General features: G+C 62.4%; 16 protein-coding genes and 1 pseudogene. 10 read left to right on the top strand and 7 right to left on the bottom strand.

From position 1 onward, the window contains the following. Window positions 1-257: 257 nt before the first annotated feature. The 5 genes from N1F91_RS02060 to N1F91_RS02040 are packed head-to-tail and all read right to left on the bottom strand — an operon-like array spanning window position 258 to window position 5,592. The gene (locus N1F91_RS02060) at window positions 258-992 is read right to left on the bottom strand and encodes an MOSC domain-containing protein (RefSeq protein WP_289989821.1); all 735 of its coding nucleotides are present in this window, start codon (window positions 990-992) and stop codon (window positions 258-260) included. Between the two features lie 25 nt (window positions 993-1,017). Next, on the bottom strand, window positions 1,018-2,643 hold the full coding sequence (locus tag N1F91_RS02055) for an ABC transporter ATP-binding protein (protein WP_289989818.1): 1,626 nt from the start codon (window positions 2,641-2,643) through the stop codon (window positions 1,018-1,020). A 27-nt stretch (window positions 2,644-2,670) separates the two neighbouring features. Then, window positions 2,671-3,483, bottom strand: coding sequence for an ABC transporter permease (locus tag N1F91_RS02050; RefSeq protein ID WP_289990324.1), 813 nt, complete (start codon window positions 3,481-3,483; stop codon window positions 2,671-2,673). A 17-nt stretch (window positions 3,484-3,500) separates the two neighbouring features. Next, window positions 3,501-4,442 carry an ABC transporter permease gene (locus tag N1F91_RS02045; protein WP_289989817.1) on the bottom strand — a complete coding sequence of 314 codons (942 nt, stop codon included), beginning with the start codon at window positions 4,440-4,442 and terminating at the stop codon, window positions 3,501-3,503. Window positions 4,443-4,461: 19 nt separating this feature from the next. Next, the gene (locus N1F91_RS02040) at window positions 4,462-5,592 is read right to left on the bottom strand and encodes a C45 family peptidase (protein ID WP_289989815.1); all 1,131 of its coding nucleotides are present in this window, start codon (window positions 5,590-5,592) and stop codon (window positions 4,462-4,464) included. A 148-nt stretch (window positions 5,593-5,740) separates the two neighbouring features. Here N1F91_RS02040 and N1F91_RS02035 point away from each other — a divergent pair, with 148 nt between their 5' ends. From N1F91_RS02035 to N1F91_RS02025, 3 genes are all read left to right on the top strand, one after another. Continuing rightward, on the top strand, window positions 5,741-6,655 hold the full coding sequence (locus N1F91_RS02035; RefSeq protein WP_289989813.1) for a GntR family transcriptional regulator: 915 nt from the start codon (window positions 5,741-5,743) through the stop codon (window positions 6,653-6,655). A gap of 68 nt (window positions 6,656-6,723) precedes the next feature. After that, complete coding sequence (locus tag N1F91_RS02030; protein WP_289989811.1) at window positions 6,724-7,557, top strand: DUF3883 domain-containing protein; 834 nt, start codon at window positions 6,724-6,726, stop codon at window positions 7,555-7,557. Window positions 7,558-7,893: 336 nt separating this feature from the next. After that, window positions 7,894-8,586, top strand: a complete 693-nt coding sequence (locus tag N1F91_RS02025; protein WP_289989809.1) for a hypothetical protein — start codon at window positions 7,894-7,896, stop codon at window positions 8,584-8,586. Here the strand turns inward: N1F91_RS02025 and N1F91_RS02020 are convergent. After that, the gene (locus N1F91_RS02020) at window positions 8,572-9,390 is read right to left on the bottom strand and encodes a hypothetical protein (RefSeq protein WP_289989808.1); all 819 of its coding nucleotides are present in this window, start codon (window positions 9,388-9,390) and stop codon (window positions 8,572-8,574) included. The two genes, N1F91_RS02025 and N1F91_RS02020, sit on opposite strands and share 15 nt — an antisense overlap. A 191-nt stretch (window positions 9,391-9,581) precedes the next feature. Between N1F91_RS02020 and N1F91_RS02015 the strand changes: the two genes are divergently transcribed. The 6 genes from N1F91_RS02015 to N1F91_RS01990 all read left to right on the top strand — a co-directional run bounded on the left by N1F91_RS02015 (window position 9,582) and on the right by N1F91_RS01990 (window position 15,147). Further along, entirely contained in the window at window positions 9,582-9,809 is a 228-nt protein-coding gene (locus N1F91_RS02015) for a hypothetical protein (RefSeq protein ID WP_289989805.1), read from the top strand. Continuing rightward, complete coding sequence (locus N1F91_RS02010; protein WP_289989804.1) at window positions 9,806-10,777, top strand: hypothetical protein; 972 nt, start codon at window positions 9,806-9,808, stop codon at window positions 10,775-10,777. Before N1F91_RS02015 ends, N1F91_RS02010 begins: the two co-directional genes overlap by 4 nt. Before the next feature lie 247 nt (window positions 10,778-11,024). Beyond that, complete coding sequence (locus tag N1F91_RS02005; protein ID WP_289989802.1) at window positions 11,025-11,741, top strand: hypothetical protein; 717 nt, start codon at window positions 11,025-11,027, stop codon at window positions 11,739-11,741. Continuing rightward, the gene (locus tag N1F91_RS02000; protein WP_354670513.1) at window positions 11,626-12,462 is read left to right on the top strand and encodes a M15 family metallopeptidase; all 837 of its coding nucleotides are present in this window, start codon (window positions 11,626-11,628) and stop codon (window positions 12,460-12,462) included. The genes N1F91_RS02005 and N1F91_RS02000 overlap by 116 nt, the downstream gene beginning before the upstream one ends. Next, window positions 12,459-13,361, top strand: a complete 903-nt coding sequence (locus tag N1F91_RS01995) for an LD-carboxypeptidase (RefSeq protein ID WP_289989798.1) — start codon at window positions 12,459-12,461, stop codon at window positions 13,359-13,361. Before N1F91_RS02000 ends, N1F91_RS01995 begins: the two co-directional genes overlap by 4 nt. A gap of 1,582 nt (window positions 13,362-14,943) precedes the next feature. Beyond that, a complete protein-coding gene (locus tag N1F91_RS01990; protein ID WP_289989797.1) occupies window positions 14,944-15,147 on the top strand; it encodes a hypothetical protein in 204 nt (67 codons plus the stop codon). A gap of 49 nt (window positions 15,148-15,196) precedes the next feature. Here the strand turns inward: N1F91_RS01990 and N1F91_RS01985 are convergent, their stop codons facing one another. Then, a complete protein-coding gene (locus tag N1F91_RS01985) occupies window positions 15,197-16,717 on the bottom strand; it encodes a MobA/MobL family protein (RefSeq protein ID WP_289989796.1) in 1,521 nt (506 codons plus the stop codon). Between N1F91_RS01985 and N1F91_RS01980 the strand changes: the two are divergent. Further along, window positions 16,622-17,256, top strand: a pseudogene (locus N1F91_RS01980) (hypothetical protein); the annotation flags it as partial. The gene N1F91_RS01985 and the pseudogene N1F91_RS01980 sit on opposite strands and share 96 nt — an antisense overlap.

Genomic DNA, 17,256 nt, shown 5'->3' with positions numbered 1-17,256 from the left:
CCGCAGGGATCATGCCTGCGGCTCCGACGTCTGTCCGGCCGCACCTCCTTTGCCTCCTGCCGGCCAGAAGGTACGTGCGACATCGCACCGCCGTCATCCTTGGGCTTGTCCCGAGGATCTGCGACAGCCGCGCGGTTGGCGCTTCGGAACGCTCCTTGCAACGGCAAGATCGCCAGGACGCAAGCAGATCCTCGGGACAAGCCCGACGATGACGACGCTGGAGCTGCGGCGACAGTCAGCCGTCAGAGCCGGCCGTCTCAGCCGATCAGCCGGACGGCGTCGCCGATCCGGATCGAGGCCGCGGCCTCCACCTTGCACAGCACGCCGAAGCCGCCCTCGCCATGGCGTGCGATCTGGTGCAGCACCGCCGGCTCGAAGGCCAGCTCGCCCTGCGCGAGCGCGGTGAAGGTGCAGCGTGCGCAGGGCTCGGCGACCGAAATCGTGAGGTCGCCGATGGCGAGGCGCCTGCCCACCCAGCCATGCTCGACGAAGCCTGAAAGCGCGGGCGTGGTGTCGATGACGAGATTGGGCCGGAAGCGGCGCGGGTCGATCTGCGCCGGGTCTTCGAGCAGGTCGCCGAGCGCCCGCATCGAGGCGGTCGTCAGCACGTGCAGGTCGGCGCGTCCGTAGCGCGGCGTCACGTGGTCGTCGCGCTTCGTGCCGAAGGGCACGTGCGGGCGCAGCGCGGCGGGAAAGCCGAGGAAACCGCTGACCAGCGCATCGGCCTTTGCGCTGCCGGCATCGAGCCAGGATTCGTCGCCGCGGCCGATCTGCGGCCCGTCCGGGCCGAGGCGCGAGGCGAGGTTGGGCACCGGGCGCCAGTGGCGCCGCGTCTCCGGGCCGGCCACGGTGCCGTCGCGCAGGTCGACGATGCCCCAGAGCCGGTCGCCGGCCATGCCGCCTTCCGCAATCCGTGCCTCGGCGAGCCGCTCGCCGCCGGTCGAGCTCACCGGATAGCGCCAGAGCTCGCTGATTTCGCCGATCACGGTCATGCCTGTCCCTCCTGGCTGGGGGCGATCAAGCCTGCTGCGCGGCCTGGCCCTCGCCCGCGAAGCTGCGGTCGAGCAGCATCGCCGCGTCGAGCAGCTGGCGGGTGTAGGGATGGGCGGGCGCGTCGAACACCGCGTCGCGCTCGCCGAGCTCGACGATGCGGCCGTCCTCCATCACCGCGACGCGGTCGGCGACCTGCTCGACCGCGCCGAGATCGTGCGAGACGAAGAGGCAGGCGAAACCGTAGCGCGCCTGCAGCGAGCGGATGAGCAGCAGGATCTGCTTCTGCACCGTCATGTCGAGCGCCGAAACCGGCTCGTCGGCCACCACGAAGGCCGGGCGGCGCACGATGGCGCGGGCGATCGCTACGCGCTGGCGCTGGCCGCCGGAGAGCTGGTGCGGCAGCCGGTCGAGGAAGGCCAGCGGCAGCCCGACCTCGCCGAACACCTCCTCCACGCGGGCGCGCCGCGCGGCGCGCGTCAGGCCGCGGTCGAGCTTCAGGGGTTCCTCGACGATCGAACCGACGCGCTGGCGCGGGTCGAGCGAGGAATAGGGGTCCTGGAAGACGATCTGCATGTCGCGCCGCTGGCGCCGCGCCGTCGCGCCATGGCCCGTGTCGATCGGCTCGCCGCGAAAGCGGATCGTGCCCGCCGAAGGCTGCACGAGGCCGACGATGGCGCGGCCGAGCGTCGTCTTGCCCGAGCCGGAAGCGCCGACCAGCGCCAGCGTCTCGCCGCGCCGCACCACGAGGTCGACGCCATGCACGGCGCGCTTGGCGTCGGTGCGGCCAAACAGGCGCGCGCGGCCGGGATAGTCGATGACAACGCCTTCGAGCTCGACCAGCGGCTCGGGCGAGACGGCGCCGCGCGCGCCGCCGGCGGAGCGGCGCGGCAGCGCATCGACCAGCTTGCGCGTGTAGTCGTGGCGCGGGCTGCGCAGCACCTCGCGGCTCGGGCCCTTTTCCACCGCCTTGCCCTCGCGCATCACGACGACGTCGCGGACATAGTGCGAGACCATGCCGAGATCGTGGCTGATCAAGAGCACGGCGGTGCCCTTCTCGCGGGTCAGCTCCACCATCAGGTCGAGCACGTCGCGCTGCACCAGCGTGTCGAGCGCCGTGGTCGGCTCGTCGGCGATGAGCAGCTTCGGCTCGAGCAGCATGACCGAGGCGAGCATGATGCGCTGGCGCATGCCGCCGGAGAATTCGTGCGGATGGGCAGCAAGGCAGCGCGCGGGATGCTGGATGCGGATGCGTTCCAGCATGGCCAGCGACCGGTCGCGGATCTCGCCCGCGCTGATCGCGCGGTGCAGCCGCAGGCCCTCGGCCATCTGCTCGCCGATGGTCATGGCCGGGTTCAGCGACACCATCGGCTCCTGGAACACCATGCCGATCTCGCCGCCGCGCACCGCCCTGAGCGCCGGTGCCCCGAGCCGTGTCAGGTCACGGCCGTCGAAGGCGATGACGCTCTGCGGCGCGGTTACGAGCGGCGGCGGCAGCAGGCCGAGCACGGCGCGCGCGGCCATGGTCTTGCCGGAGCCGGATTCGCCGACCAGCGCCAGCATGTCGCCGGCGTCGAGCCGGAACCCCAGCCCGTCGACGACGCGGGCGCCGCCGGGGCCGACCTCGACCGAGAGGTCTTTGACGTCCAGCATGGGTCCCGCCTCGGCCAGCCTCGCCTCCTACGTCTTCATCTTCGGGTCGAGCCAGTCGCGCACCGCGTCGCCCAGCATGTTGACGCCGAGCAGCGTGATCGAGATGCACAGGCCCGGCAGAACGATCAAATGCGGCGCCTGGTTGATGTAGGGCCGTGCGGTTGCCAGCATGTTGCCCCAGCTCGGCGCCGGCGGGGGCACGCCGAGGCCGAGGAAGGAGAGCGCGCTCTCCGACAGGATGATCCAGCCGAACATGGTCGTGGCGAGCACGGTGACAGGCGCCACGCAGTTGGGCAGGACGTGCCGCAGCATGGTCACGATTTCGGAATTGCCGGTCACCCGTGAGGCCTCGACGAACTCGCGCTCGCGCACGGAGAGCACGGTCGAGCGCACCACGCGCACCACCACCGGCATGTAGGCGAGGCCGAGCGCCACGATGATGCCGTTGCGGCTGGCGCCGAACACCGCCATGAAGCCGAGCGCCAGAAGCAGGCCCGGAAAGGCCAGGAAGGCGTCGTTGACCATCATCAGGATGCGGTCGGTCCAGCCGCGCAGATAGCCGGCGGCGACGCCGATGGCCGTGCCCGTCGCCAGCGCGAAGGCGACGGTGGCGAGCGCGATCCAGGCGCTGGTGCGGGCGCCGACGATCAGGCGGCTCGCCACGTCGCGGCCGAACTCGTCGGCGCCGAGCCAGTGCTGCGCGGTGAAGCCGCTCATCCGCGCCGGCAGGTCGAGCTTCAGCGGATCGTAGGGCGCGATGAAAGGCCCGAACAGGGCAAGCAGCGCCAGCAGAACCACGACCGTGACGCCCAACAGCGCGTTGAGGCGCAGGCGCGGCAGGCGGCGGGCGCGGGCGATCATGCCGTCACCCGCGGGTCGAGCAGCGGGTAGACGAGGTCGACCGCGAGGTTCACCAGCACGTACATGAAGGCGATGTAGAGCATGCAGCCCTGCACCACGGGATAGTCGCGCGCATAGATGCCGTCCACCAGCATGCGGCCGAGGCCGGGGATGGTGAAGACCGTCTCGATGACGGCAATGTTGGCGAGCAGGCTGCCGAGGATCAGCCCGATCAGCGTCCAGGTCGGCGCGAACGCGTTGCGGAAGGCATGGCGCCACATCACGGCGGCCTCAGACAGGCCCTTGGCGCGGGCGTGGGTGATGTATTCGAGCCGCGCCACCTCGATGGTCGAGGCCCGCGCCATGCGGGCGATGGAGCCGGATTCGGCGAGCACGAGCGTGGCGACCGGCAGGATCAGCGCGAGCGCCGCCAGCCCCGGATCGCGGCTGAAGGGCACGTAGCCGACGATCGGCAGCCAGCCGAGCCAGAGCCCGAAGACCAGCAGCAGCATGAGGCCGAGCCAGAAGCTCGGGATCGACAGGAGCACGGTCGCGACGCCGATGACGGCGAAGTCGGTGCCCTTGTTCTGCCGCCAGGCGGCGATCATCCCGGCCGGAACGGCAATCAGCGTCGCGAGCAGGATGGCGGCGAAGACGATCGTGGCCGAGACGGTGAAGCGGTCCCAGAGCTCCGGCAGCACCGGATCGCCCGTGGCGATCGACAGGCCGAAATCGCCGGTCACCACATTGCCGAGCCACAGAAGGTACTGCACGGCGACCGGCCGATCGAGGCCCATTTCCTCGCGCAGCGCCTCCACCTGGCCGGGCTGGGCGAGGTCGCCCAGCATCAGCGCGGCCGGATCGCCCGGGATCATCCGCATCAGCGAAAAGACGGTGAGCGACACGATCAGCAGCGTCGGGATCGCGCTCAGGATGCGTGTGAGGATGAAGCGTCCCATCGGCAGGCCCTGCCCTTCCTCAGGCGGCGCGTTCGCTCGCCCGCGCGTCCATGGTCAGGTCGTAGCGGGTGAAGCTGCGGTTCACCGCCGGCAGTGGCGCGATCTCCATGACGCCCTGCGCCGGGGTCATCACGATCATCGCCACGGTGGCCGAGAGATTGCCGCCCTCCTTGCGCAGCGGCGGCCGGCAGACGCAGAAGGGCGAGCCGAAATCGTCGAACAGCGCCGCCTTCAGGTCGTCCGCCACGATGTCGCCCCGGCGCGCCCGCATTAGCATCTCCACGCGCTTGTCGCGGTAGAGGCTGTCGGGCACGTCGGCGAGCCCGGTCTCGCGCAGCTTCGACAGCGCGACCGCGCTCTGCCAGTGGTTGGCATGGACGATCATGCCGCCGTCGGGATGGATCGCGAAGGCCTCGTCGGGCGCGCATTCGAGATCGACGGCATAGCCTTCGGCGGTGCTCAGCATCATGTTGTTGGAGCCCGATTTCGGCGTCGTCGCCACCACCTTCAGTGCCAGCGCGAAGTGCTGCGCCTCCAGCGCGCGGCGGCGGATGAAGGGCAGCGGTATGCCGAGCTCGCGGTAGTCGCGGTCGGATTCCAGGTAGTTGGCGGTGATGGCGATGCCGGCCGAATTGAAGCCGCTGCGGGCGAGCCCGCCGGCTTCGGTGAAGGTCAGGAGGTCCGGCCCGTCGTCGCGCAGGATGCGCACCACCACCGAGGTCTCGGCGCACTCCGCCCTCCAGTCCCAGTTCTGGCCGTGGATCAGGTGGCCGTCGCGCGTCTCGCCGGGCAGCACCACGGCGCCGGTGCAGCCGTCGGGCTCGTCGTCGGCGATGCCCTTCTCGCGGCGGGCGAGCTGCAGCACCTCGGTGCGGGCGTTGACCAGCATGATGGCGGCGAAATCGACGCCGGCGCCCTCGGCAATGCCCTCTATCTCCTCGACCAGGTCGGGCGCGAAAGCGGCGAGCCGCGGCCGGAAGGCCGCCGTGAAGCGTTCGACGTCGGTCGCGGCAAAGCCCAGCCGGCCGAGGCTGCCCGCATAGAGGTCCACCGAGGCGGCGATCCGCTGCCGCGCCTGCTCGCCATAGAGCCGACCGCGTGCGCGCGGTGCGCCGGAGATCTCGACGAGGGGAAACGGGGTGACGGTCATGGGCGGCTTCCGACTGCGTTTGTGCACACCATAATGCATTATGAGCGCATGAAAAGCATTATTTTGGGCAGAAGACGCTTAGGCAATGCCTTGCGATGCCTCTATAGTGGCGGGCCGGCGACTGGCGCGGGCCGAAGCAGGAGGATCGATGGACAGCGAAACGGAGGAGGAGCCCGGCACCGACGGCGCCAGCCCGCTGCAGATCGATCTCGCCCGCCGCATCCTGCAGCGCCTGCGCGACGGCGGCGCCACGGTCGGCGCGCGCGTTTCGGCGCCCGAACTCGCGCGCAGCTTCGGCGTCTCGCGCTCGCCGGTCAGCGCAGCGCTCGACCTTCTGGTGGCCCGGGGCGTGCTCGAGCCGATGGAAACGCGCGGCATCCAGGTGGCGCAGGACCTCGCCGCGATCGATCCCGAGGCCGTCCTGCCGACATCGCCGCACGAGGCGCTCTACCGGCAGATGATGCGCGAGCGCGCACGGGGCGAGCTGCCGCAGGAGGTGTCGGAGGCCGAGCTGATGCCGCGCTACAACCTGCCGCGCGGCGCCGTGCGCAAGCTCCTGCTGCGCTTTGCGGCCGAGGGGCTGGCGCAGCGTCTGCCCGGCCATGGCTGGCGCTTCGCCGAATCGATCGAAGGCGAGGACGCCTTCAGGGAGAGCTACGAGTTCCGCATGGTCGTGGAATGCGCGGGGCTCAGGGCGCCCGGCTTCCACGCCGATCCGGCGCAGCTCGCGCCGATCCGCCGCGCCCACGAGCGCGTGCTCGCCGACAGCGGCCGCAGCACCGGCGCCGACGAGTGGTTCCGCATCAACTCCGCCTTCCACGAGACGCTGGCGGCCTGCTCGGGCAACCGCTTCCTCGCCGACGCCGTCCGCCAGCAGAACAATCTGCGCCGGATGCAGGAATCGGCCGGCTACGAGGAGCTTCCGCCCGGCCGCATCGAGCAGTCCTGCCACGAGCACATGGCGATCCTCGACGCAGTGGAGGCCGGCGACGTGGAATGGGCCGAAGCCCTGCTGCGCCAGCACCTGCGCCAGGCCGCGGACTTCAGCCTGCCGAGGCGGTGAGGGGGTGGCGCATGTCCACCCGGTACAGCCAAGGTGACAGTCTGCACGGACCTCGCTAGGCTCGCGGGATGGCAGCGGGAAACTGGCAGGACGACGAAAACGACGCGATCGTCGCGGATTACTTCGCCATGCTGGCTAAGGAACTGGCGGGCGAGCCGTTCAGCAAGACAGCGCACAGGCGAGCGCTCCAGGACCGGATTGGCCGCAGTGAGGGATCGATCGAGTACAAGCACCAGAACATCAGCGCGGTGCTGATGGGCCTCGGCGAAACCTGGATCGTCGGCTACAGGCCAGCCTTCAATTTTCAGCGCGCCCTGGAAGACGCGGTCCTGCGCTGGCTGGCGGCACGTCCCGACTGCACGATGCGAACACCCTCGGTGGCTGCGATGAATCAGCTGGCCGAGAACCCGGCGCTGTGGATCGGTCCGGCGCCGACGCTGTCGAATGCGCCCGAACCGAACGAGATCGAGCAGGCGATGGCGATCGCCCGCCGTTACAATGTCGCTGAACGCGACGAACGCAACCGCGCGCTGGGACGCGCCGGCGAGGAACTCGTGCTGCGGCACGAGCGCGAAGTGCTGACGATCGCGGGTCGGAGCGATCTTGCAGAGCGCGTCCAGTGGACCTCGGAGGAGATGGGCGACGGCGCCGGATTCGACATCGCCTCGTTCCACCCCAATGGCAGGGAACGGCTGATCGAGGTGAAGACGACGAACGGCTGGGAGCGGACGCCCTTCCACATCACCGCGAACGAACTCGCGGTCGCGGATGACCGTCGCAGCGAATGGTGTTTGCTTCGCCTGTGGGACTTCGCCCGTACCCCGAAGGCCTTCGAACTGTATCCCCCGCTTCAGGCGCATGTCGCGCTGACCCCGACCAGCTTCCGCGCGTCGTTTCACTGAACAGGTACGGCATTCATCGTTTGCGGGACCAGTGCGATGTGGCGGAGAGGGGGGGGACTCTCCGACCAACGTTCCAAAACACTGAGAAACAAAGGATTTGTAACCCATATTACGGTCCCTTGTATACCAGTCCGGCGTCCCAAGTTCCAGCCTTGCCAAGAATGGAAACCCCAATAAAGCTCTCGAGATTACGGCCCACTTTCTGAACGTCGGAAGCCATCACTTTCGAGCTGTTAGGGCGGCAAGGATCGCCTTGATGTCACCACCGTCAACCGCTATTCTAATCCCCGTCAATCTTTAGCCACAACCTGTCGGCGGATCGGATTCGTACTGCGAATGAGCAAGCGTGATATCGACTTTGTAAGCAACCTCTCCGTTACAAACAGTGACATTGCCAAAGCTCTTGCTGTGTCCAGACAAGCGGTTAGTAGGGGGCTGAGCAAAGAGCATGATTATTTCGATGCGGAGAAGCTAACGACGCTCGGAAAAATCCTTCCGGAGCGGTACGATATTGATACGCGTCTCATATCGGAGCTGATCGAAAGATTCTATCCTTCTACCAACAGCGATCTTTCAGAGCTGATCGCAGCTAGCGAGCTGGATATATCTTTAGAGGGGACGATATACGTTATTTGTAATAAATTCTTATCTTACTATAGACTTCGAGGGGCGGAGGATAATTTCTCGATGCTGCGGGCATTCATGAAAAACGGCGCTGTTGAAGGTTCCGTCTCGAAAATTGTGTTTGCATTCTCCGATGCATCTTCTAAGAATTATGCAACAGCGTCTCTAATCAGTTGGCTCGATGATGACAAGCTGCTGTCTATTTCGAAGACGTTCGTGTGTGACGTTATAGCTGTGCTTCCTTTTGCCGTCTGCGGAAAGAAGGGAGTATCTCACTCTGTCTATTTTTTCGAAGATAATAAATTCAAGCAAATTGGGAGAAACAATAGCAGGTATATCGTTAAGTATATTGAGCAGGTTGTTGCAAACAGAATTGGGTTGGTGAGAGAATTACAGCCTCGCTAGTTTTATATTCCACATCTGACACATTTCGATTACGTTCTCTTTTCCCTGTATAGCGCAGAATTCATCTACATATATTTCATCTATCCCGTATTCATGGGCCAGCTCGATGGTCCTTTCTCCTATCACCGGATAGACTAGCTTTTGAACTTCATGATCGCTGTGGATTCTTTTTACCAAGATGATCGATCTGAACCTCTCATGATCGCGAGGGCTGACAGATCTGATTAGTGCGTCGGTGGTTCGGCTCTCAGCCTTCAAAAACTCAAGAGACCCGTTGAACAACCGCCCTACGATGTAAGCCTCGGTGGTCGTTGCAATGCTGCGGAACTTGGCATTCTGCGCCACCAGCGTTCTGAGACCGTTAGGGGTCGCGCGGGTTGCCCCCGTTCGTTGCGCATCAGCTTGCGTAAGATAGAAACGTTCGGCTGCAATGTCCTTTGGCCCAACTATCTCAATGTGGGATTGAGAAAGTTCGGCGATTAGGAGCTTCACGAGTCCCGTGGCGGAAAACCAGTCTGTGGCAATGTGGCCAAACACTTCGGCAGGCCTCCGAAAAATTGCTTGAAGCCACAAGTTTGGCGAAGCGAGGAGGCTGGCTGCGAAGGTGACCTCGCGTACTTCGCGTGCAGCAAAGATCTGCATCAGCGTTGTCATGGAAGGTTGCCGGATCAATTCTAAGCCATGGGTAGCGATTGATCCCGTCGGGGAACCCAGCATGACCACGATGGAATCAGCGTCTCCCGCCGCCGAGATAAGCTCCTGTGCGAATTTAGTATCTGAAACGACGAATGCCCGGACTGTCATATGTGGTCCCCTCGCCGCCGTGATACGTGCTGACGCGAATCAAATCTAGCTTACTACTCTTCGCAAAGCACTCTATTCGCGCTCGCATATAAGTGCGGTTTACGGGTGCATAAAATGAGATACACACTTAGCATAAATGAGGTTGACAAGCCGTCCGTTTGCGGCGATTTTGAGGGCCAGGAGGAATTGCCATGGGCGGTATTGGAAACGAAGCCTCGATTCGGACCCCGGTCATCCAGTTCATAGGCGACAAAGCCCTTCAGTCCCGTCGCGACAGCACGGAACAGAGGGAGACGCCGAATTCACCGATCATCCTCAGGCCGAACATGAAAACCCCTTTCGGCCTCATCGCCCGGTTTATCGTCAACAGTTCGGGCGAGATTCTTGAGGCCACTTCCGATGCGGGGGGGCGATCATGAAGGTCTTCAGCGAGGCTGTAGCGTTAGCGTCACCGATAGCAACCAGTGAACTCGAGGCGAGTGTCTGTGCGATCGATGACGCGAGAGCAGGCAGATTACCAATTGAACTTATGATTGGCGTCGGCCCACTGAGCACCGATGTTCCTTTTCGGGTTCTCGGATATGCCGGCTGCGTCGCGGAGGCGATCCGAAGCGATGTCCGCCTGCTCATTGAACCATCGATACCGAAGATTAGGCTGTTTACGTCGGCCCCGAAAACGGAGGGCTTCCATCGCGGGCGTGCACTAATGTCCTTGGTAACATTGGCAGGCGCTCTGCGCATCGCGGGTGTTGACAGTCCGATTTACCTAGATTTCGCGCGGCGCGATCCCGAAATTCCGCCGGACCTGGATATTGACCTTGGTCCGGACCTTCTCGAATGGGTGCTGAGTCGGGATTCGCGACACAGACCCGGTAAACCACCGTCTCTCCGCTACGCTTTAGAACACGCTTCCCCCTCGATGTTCGCTGACATTGCTGATTCCGATGACACTCCGGTGCGAATTACGGTCGGGGGTGCGACCGAGGCTAGGTTTTGGGCGGTGCGCATGCAGGTGCGCTCTGCGGCTGCAACTCGGGGCTTGCGTATTGCACCAGCTGTCGGGGTGATCATCAAGGCGCTGCGAGTGCCGTGGTACCAGCCGACAAGTTATGAGCCATCTCTCTTGGCAGCGCTCCGGCCCGCAGAAGCCATCAAAGGTCTTTCTACGGCTGCAAATCCGGCCAGGGGAGGAAATGGCGCGCTTAGGCGGGAAGCCCGAGCAGCAATCCGGCTCGTCGACGAGGAGGGAGTTGCGGACCTGATCGAGGCCGCTTTGAGCACAGAGAGAGCAATGCGCTTTGCCCGCGTCAACGGCTTCAATCTCGGGAGAAGGCTTCTCGACGCAATGGAGAATGATGATGAAAGCGCTAGTGGTGATCGGCTCTAGGACTGAAGAAGACCCATACGGTGTGATATCCGGCCACCGGGTGAATGAATCACTGCTCAAACGCGGTTGGAAGACGCATGTGATTCACTCGCGCGAGGGGATGGAATTGGTTGAGTATCTGCTGAGCGACAGACCCGACTTGGTGGTTCCCGTGGGATTCGGTCCTCCTTGTGAGGACGGTCATGTTTTTGCATTGGCCAGAGTCCTAGGCGTTCCGTGTGCAGGACCGACTCCGAGGTCGGGGTCCATGATGCAGGACAAGGCCGCCCTCGCGAATGTAGTCGACCGGATCTTTCCGGTCGAGGCTGCCGTCCGCGCCCCACGCGGATGCGTGCTTACACGCCAGCTCTCGGACGCCGAGAAGGAGCGACGCGTTGGGCAGGTCGCTCCACCGCTGCTTGTAAAACCAAACTTCTCCGGTTCAAGCGAAGGTTTAGAAATTTTCGACACGCATCATGAAGCCATAGCGGCAGCAACGAGCATGTTGGATCGAGAGGGGAGAGTCTTGGTGCAGCACCTGGAACAAGCCGTTGCCGAAATAAGCTGTACGGTCATCGACTACCTGGACGGACCAATGTTTCTGCCAATAGTCGAGCTCCGGCGCGACGACGCGCTGGTGATGGGAAAGGAACAGAAATTCGGAAAGGAGGGTCGGGATCGGCATGTCATCCCTGCCCGCATCGATGCTGAGACTTCCGCCCGGATCAAGAAAGTGGTTTTGCGGCTACATGAGGAGGTCGGCTGCGTAGGGTTAACCCGCACTGATTTGCTCCTCCTTGGGAACGGCGAACTATGCGTACTCGAGATGAACGGCATACCGGGCTTGCTTGAGAGTTCGATCGCCTGCGATGCGGCACTCGCTGCTGGAATCTCGTTTGACGAGCTCTGCGAGAGTTACGCCAACTCCGCATTCATCGTTCGCGACGAGCCAGACATATGGGAGGTGCGGTATGCATCAAACTAGGCCTATACCCACGTTGTCCGACTTAGATAACCGAGACGTGATAATCCATGAATGCGGCGAGCCAATGATCAAAGTCGATCCGGTAGATAGACTTAAGGTCTGCCCAGCGTATTTCGCGCGCGGGTTCGCAACGGCCGGGTCATCGGTTTACTTGCGGACGGGGGTTGTCGAGGTATTGCATGCTGCTACACGCACGCTTCCCGATAACTTATGTATCCTGATATACGATGGTTTCAGGTCGTTAGAGACACAGAAGGAAATAGCTGATCGTTTCGCCGCTGATTTGCTGGATTGTCCACTGTCGAATGAGCTCCGCGCGGCTACGATATCTCGCTTCGTGAGTCCGCTACCCGGGTCCGAGGCGGAGTACCATCTAGCTCCACCGCCACACTGCACAGGCGCCGCCGTGGACGTCGGACTCGCCACCGTCGAGGGAACGCTTATAGATCTCGGCGCCGAGTTCGATCAGTTCGATGACGTCGCGGCTACCGCCTATTACGAGGGGACGTTCCGACGAATCAAATCCGCCAACGACCGAACTAGACGAGATATGCGGAGATTACTTTATTGGACCATGGTTCGCGCTGGTTTTGCACCATACCCGGACGAGTACTGGCATTTTGAACTCGGCACGCGACGGGCCGCAGCATTTTTTGGACTTCCGGCGGCTAAGTATGGTGGGATCGCGACCTGGCCACAAGGCAAGGTGGCGATGCTATGAGGCTCAAGCCCGGAGATCTCGTTTGCATCGTAGCGCCCGCTTCGCAGTTTCGCGGTGCGGATAGTGATCTGCTTTCCGCAGCAGTATCGCTGCTCCAGAGCTGGCATCTGCAAGTGGATGTTCGCGTTGACGATACTCACCATTTCTACCTAGCCGGGCCGGACGGGATCAGGGCTTCTCACCTCAATTCGGCCTTGGTGGACGACCGGATTCGGGCAATATTCTGCACGCGGGGCGGTTATGGGAGTGCACGGTTGCTTCGGCATTTGGATTCAGATTTGAGTCCTGCCCGCAAGCTGCTTGTTGGACATAGCGATATTACCACTTTGCACCTTGCTGCCGCCTCTTTCTGGCCGAATATTATCTCGATACATGGGCCGAATATTGCAACGCGGCAACTATTGGATGACACGCGGGAATGCGAGCTGAACCGCCGGTCTCTACACACCGCAATTTTCTGCGAAGAACCTGTAGTAGAACCAATTGAGTTTCTCCGGGCCGGACGCGCGCGTGGCCTGATGATTGGCGGCTGTTTGTCCTTGGTTGCCGCCGCATTGGGAACGAATTATGCCCCCCACTTCTCTGAGAGCATCGTGTTTTTGGAAGACACTGGTGAACCGCCGTACCGAATCGACCGAATGCTTACGCAGCTTAGGAGCGCTGGAGTGTTTGAGTCTGCGCGGGCCGTCGTATTCGGCGCGATGACGAACTGCACCGATCCCTACAATGACCTCAGATCAGTCATTCAAGACCTGCTTGGCGACTATTCTTTCCCGATCGCCTATGGGTTCCGAAGTGGTCATGGCAAGGTCAACCTCTCCCTTAGGCTGGGCACCCTAGTTGAACTCAGCTGCGAGCCGAGCGTGATCAGAATATATCCGACGGACAAGATGTCATAGTGCTCGATTTGTTGATATTTTGCGCCCGTTTGAACGAATTTTGTATTCGCTTCGGCATCGGTTGTACCCTGCTAGCGGGCAAACCGAGAATACGCTGCGCTGTGTCTTTGCATTGCATAGTGCGAGCGATCGTCGCAGGAGCAACATGGCCGCGTCATGCCATGCTGGCGCCTCGCCCAGACTAGAGACTGATGGCTTCCCGAAATAGCCAAGCCCAAGTGTTCTCGCTTGGCCTGCCGTCCAGAGTTTGGTCCTCCGTCCGCTTCGCTTCTAGCCGGAGCAGGAGCGACGCCGAATGGTCTTCCAGTGTCAATTCCTTCCGATTCCCTGCCTCGTCTTTCCAAAAGGCTATTACTCGCGGACCTCCGTACTTGCGGATTGACCTTTCCACCAAGGCCACTGAAGTCAGTGTCAAAACCCCGGGGGCGTTTTGACGGATCTGGATCTGCTTTAGCTTTTGGGTGGAAGGACGCGTCTTCAATCGTGAGCGGAAGCGGGACCAGCAAGATATCGAGAGTGTCGCGATCCTCAGGCAGGTCGGATCCGATCGGTTGATGCCAATGGCAGCGTACGTTCCCGACGTGAGGGATATAGGCCACATGTTTCGTAAGGTTTCTGAGGCTACACCCCACAGATGCTATGCGACTTTTTGGCTGGACGCAGGCAACGTCTGGATCGCTATCAACTCCGAAACTGCTACGTTGTCGACGCGCCTGGTAGGCGTCCGCCGCTAGTTTCTTGTCGCCTGCGAACGGCTTCGCTTGGATTGTTTCGAAGATTTCAACGAGCCAACGCTCAGGGTATTCTGAGGTTGGTGGAGCGCCTAGCCCGACGCATGCCTCGTCAGCGATTATTAGCAGCTGTAGCGCCGCCTTCCACCAAGTTGGGACGCTGCGCCGTCTAGCGTTTTGAAAGTGCGCGGAAGCACGTATCCGTTCCTCCCAAGCTCCTACCACCTTAGCCCAAAGACGGTTTACCGTTTGGGATGGCGTGGGATCCTTAGCCCATTGTTTTCCCGCCGCCTGCGCTTCAACTCGTTCCTTATGTGTGAGGGTGAAACACAGTGGACGATCATTTGGCCTGAATAGGGCATCAGGATCCGGATCGAAGTAGGTGAGGAGCCCCGAGACGTGAACGAGATGGGCTACAGCCACAAATAGGTCGGTCGGCCATATTGGCAGCTCACGCCATGAACTTCGGTCGTCCTGATCATCGGTGGGTTCATCCTCAGGATCTTCGTCTCCTTCCAACCCCATAGAGCCCATGGGGAGAATGTGCGCGATTGTGTCGCCCACCGTGAGCCTCAGAGTTTCTTCGAGCATTGATTGTTTCTGCTTCCAAGCCGTCCCATATAGCCTTCTAGCGGCAGCATGGTGGATTGCAACGGACTTGACACTCTACCAACAGCAGGCCAGAGGAACTCCACTCACGTTTTTTCGTTGTGTCGTTTACCGATTGGTAGTCCACAGTGGCGAAGATGGCCACCTTGCTGCCAACTTGACGGGTACGATCGAACGTTCGTAGTGTGCACCGCACTCCTGCTTTGCGCTCACCGCGTGATGAGGATGTAAGGGGATATGATATGTCAGCCTTGATATCGAAGCAGCTTCGGGTGGAGGTCCTTACCGAACCGAAGAAGAAGAATTTGCGCACTGTAGCGTCAGTCAAGACGATGTATCGGAAGAAGCTGGCACGGGCGATTGAACACGGCCACCTGCCTCCAGAAGCAGCCGCTCGCTTGCAGGCCAAAATCGACAAGAAAGTTGAAGCTCTCGTAGCTCTCTGATGAAAAGGCGGCGCTAGCCGCCTTTTTGCTTTCTTTTGGGGAACGCTGGCTAGTTCTGAAGGCGACAAGCGTCTTTCCGGCGTAGGCAGGTTTTGTGGGAGCTAGGCTTCAAGTTAAGCGCAGCGGCTTCGGCGTCTGCATGCAAAAGCGGAGACGGTTCGGCTACGAAAGCTCGTTTCGTGATTGCCCGGTGGACCTCTTGGCTGTTGGGCGAGCGAAATCGGCTTTCATAACTGTCATCGGCTTTTTGTGACGGTTGCGGGTTCTGCGATTGCCCTGCCGATGCGGCACGCTCGGCAAGCAGACGCTCAAGCTGCGCCTGAGCATGTGGCGAAAGTTCATGATTGAGTATGGTAATGCCGCGCAGCATGGCTGCCACGCTCGCGGCGTCCTTGTAGGCTTGGTCGCCGTGAACGCGGACCTCGGTCCAGCCGTGACGCTCGGCGGCGGCGGCCGTTTCCAGCGCAGCGCTCCAGGTGAGCCGGCCGCGAAGGGCGATGGAGTCGCCCAGGTCAAGGAGCGTGCTGCCGTCCTTCAGGTCGATCCAGAGGACGCCTCGGGAATCATCGAAGCGGACGGCGCTGATTGACGGAATGGTATCGGCGCCGATCCAGCCGCCATGATGCCAAGCCCTCAGGATGGCGGCGCGGCGATCTCCCCTTGCTGGCAGCCCTTGTGCCGGATCGGCTGGAGAGAGGCGGCGCCGCCGACGCTGACGGAGATAGCCTTCTACGGTCGTCAAGTCCAGCGCGGCTTCGATTTCCTCGGACCGGCTTGCCTCCCATGCCCGACGCCGTCTTCGATGTTCCTGAAGCGCCGCCAGCGCCTCGGGCATCTCGCCTGTTCTTTCGAAAGCCTCGAAATTCCATCTCGGTAGGTTCGGCTCCGGGGCTGGCCGGTCACGCTCCACATTCGGGCGGGCGTCGGCTTGGTAGTTGATGCCGTGATCCTGGCAGAACCTAGTCAGCCGCGCGGCGAACTGCTCGCGAACCTCGCGCCCGTTGCGCTGCCGAAAGATGTCGTTCCAAGCCCGGCTCTTACGCGAGGAGAATTCGTTGCCCTCGATCACCCTCAGCGTGGCCAGTCCATGCACGTTCGCGTTCCGACCGCCGTCACTCGCGAGCGTATCGTGGATGTCGATCTGCATCACCATGCCCATACGAAGGAAGGGTTCATACACATGACTGATGCAGGGCTCCCACAATTCTGCCGGCACGGCGCGCGGCAAGGAGAAATCGATGATGCGCGCTTCCTGGGCATCCATGCGCTTCTCGACCGCCGCCGCGCGCTGCCACAGCTTCTCCGGATCGCGTGTCCATTCGGGCGCCGCATCAGGCGCGAGCATGATGGTCCGGACATGCTCGGCGGCCTTGCGAGAGAAATCGAACGCCTGGCCCTCGTGGTCCACGATCCTGCTACAGGATTGATAGGCTGATCGTTTCGCGGCGGAGTGGTCTTCGGCCCGCGAAACGNCGTGCCGAGCGAGGGTCTGACCGACGAGAACGATGTTCCCGAGGCGCCTGCCAGGGCGGTGACGCGCCGTGGCGATCTGTGGATCCTCGGCAATCATCGCCTGCTTTGCGGCGACTCCACCAGTCCCGACGACGTCACCCGTCTGATGAACGGCGAACGCGCGGCGCTGTTTGCGACCGATCCACCGTATCTCGTCGACTACGACGGCACCAACCATCCGACGAAAAAGAACGCCACGGCGCGGGCCCGGAAGATTGCGAACAAGAACTGGTCCGAGGACTACATCGAGCAGAAGCACTGGGACGACTCCTCTCAGGGGCCGCAGTTCTACGAGGCCTTCATGCAGGTTGCCATCGACTGCGCCATCAAGCCAGACGCGGCCTGGTATTGCTGGCATGCCTCGCGCCGCCAGGCGATGCTGGAGGCGTGCTGGACCAAGTTCGACGTGCTGCATCACCAGCAGATCATCTGGGCCAAGAGCCGGCCGGTGCTGACGCGCTCGATCATGTTGTGGGCGCACGAGCCCTGCCTGTTTGGCTGGCGGTCGGGCCACAAGCCGCGTGTCAACCGCGAGGGTTTCGAGAACTGGCCGACCACGGTCTGGAGCATTCCCTCGAGCGAGATCGAGACCCGCGA

The sequence above is a fragment of the Aquibium sp. ELW1220 genome (genome assembly GCF_030398385.1).
Classification (GTDB): Bacteria; Pseudomonadota; Alphaproteobacteria; order Rhizobiales; family Rhizobiaceae; genus Aquibium.
Note: the sequence above shows the minus strand (reverse complement) of the source record. Positions and strands in the feature narration are given on the sequence as shown.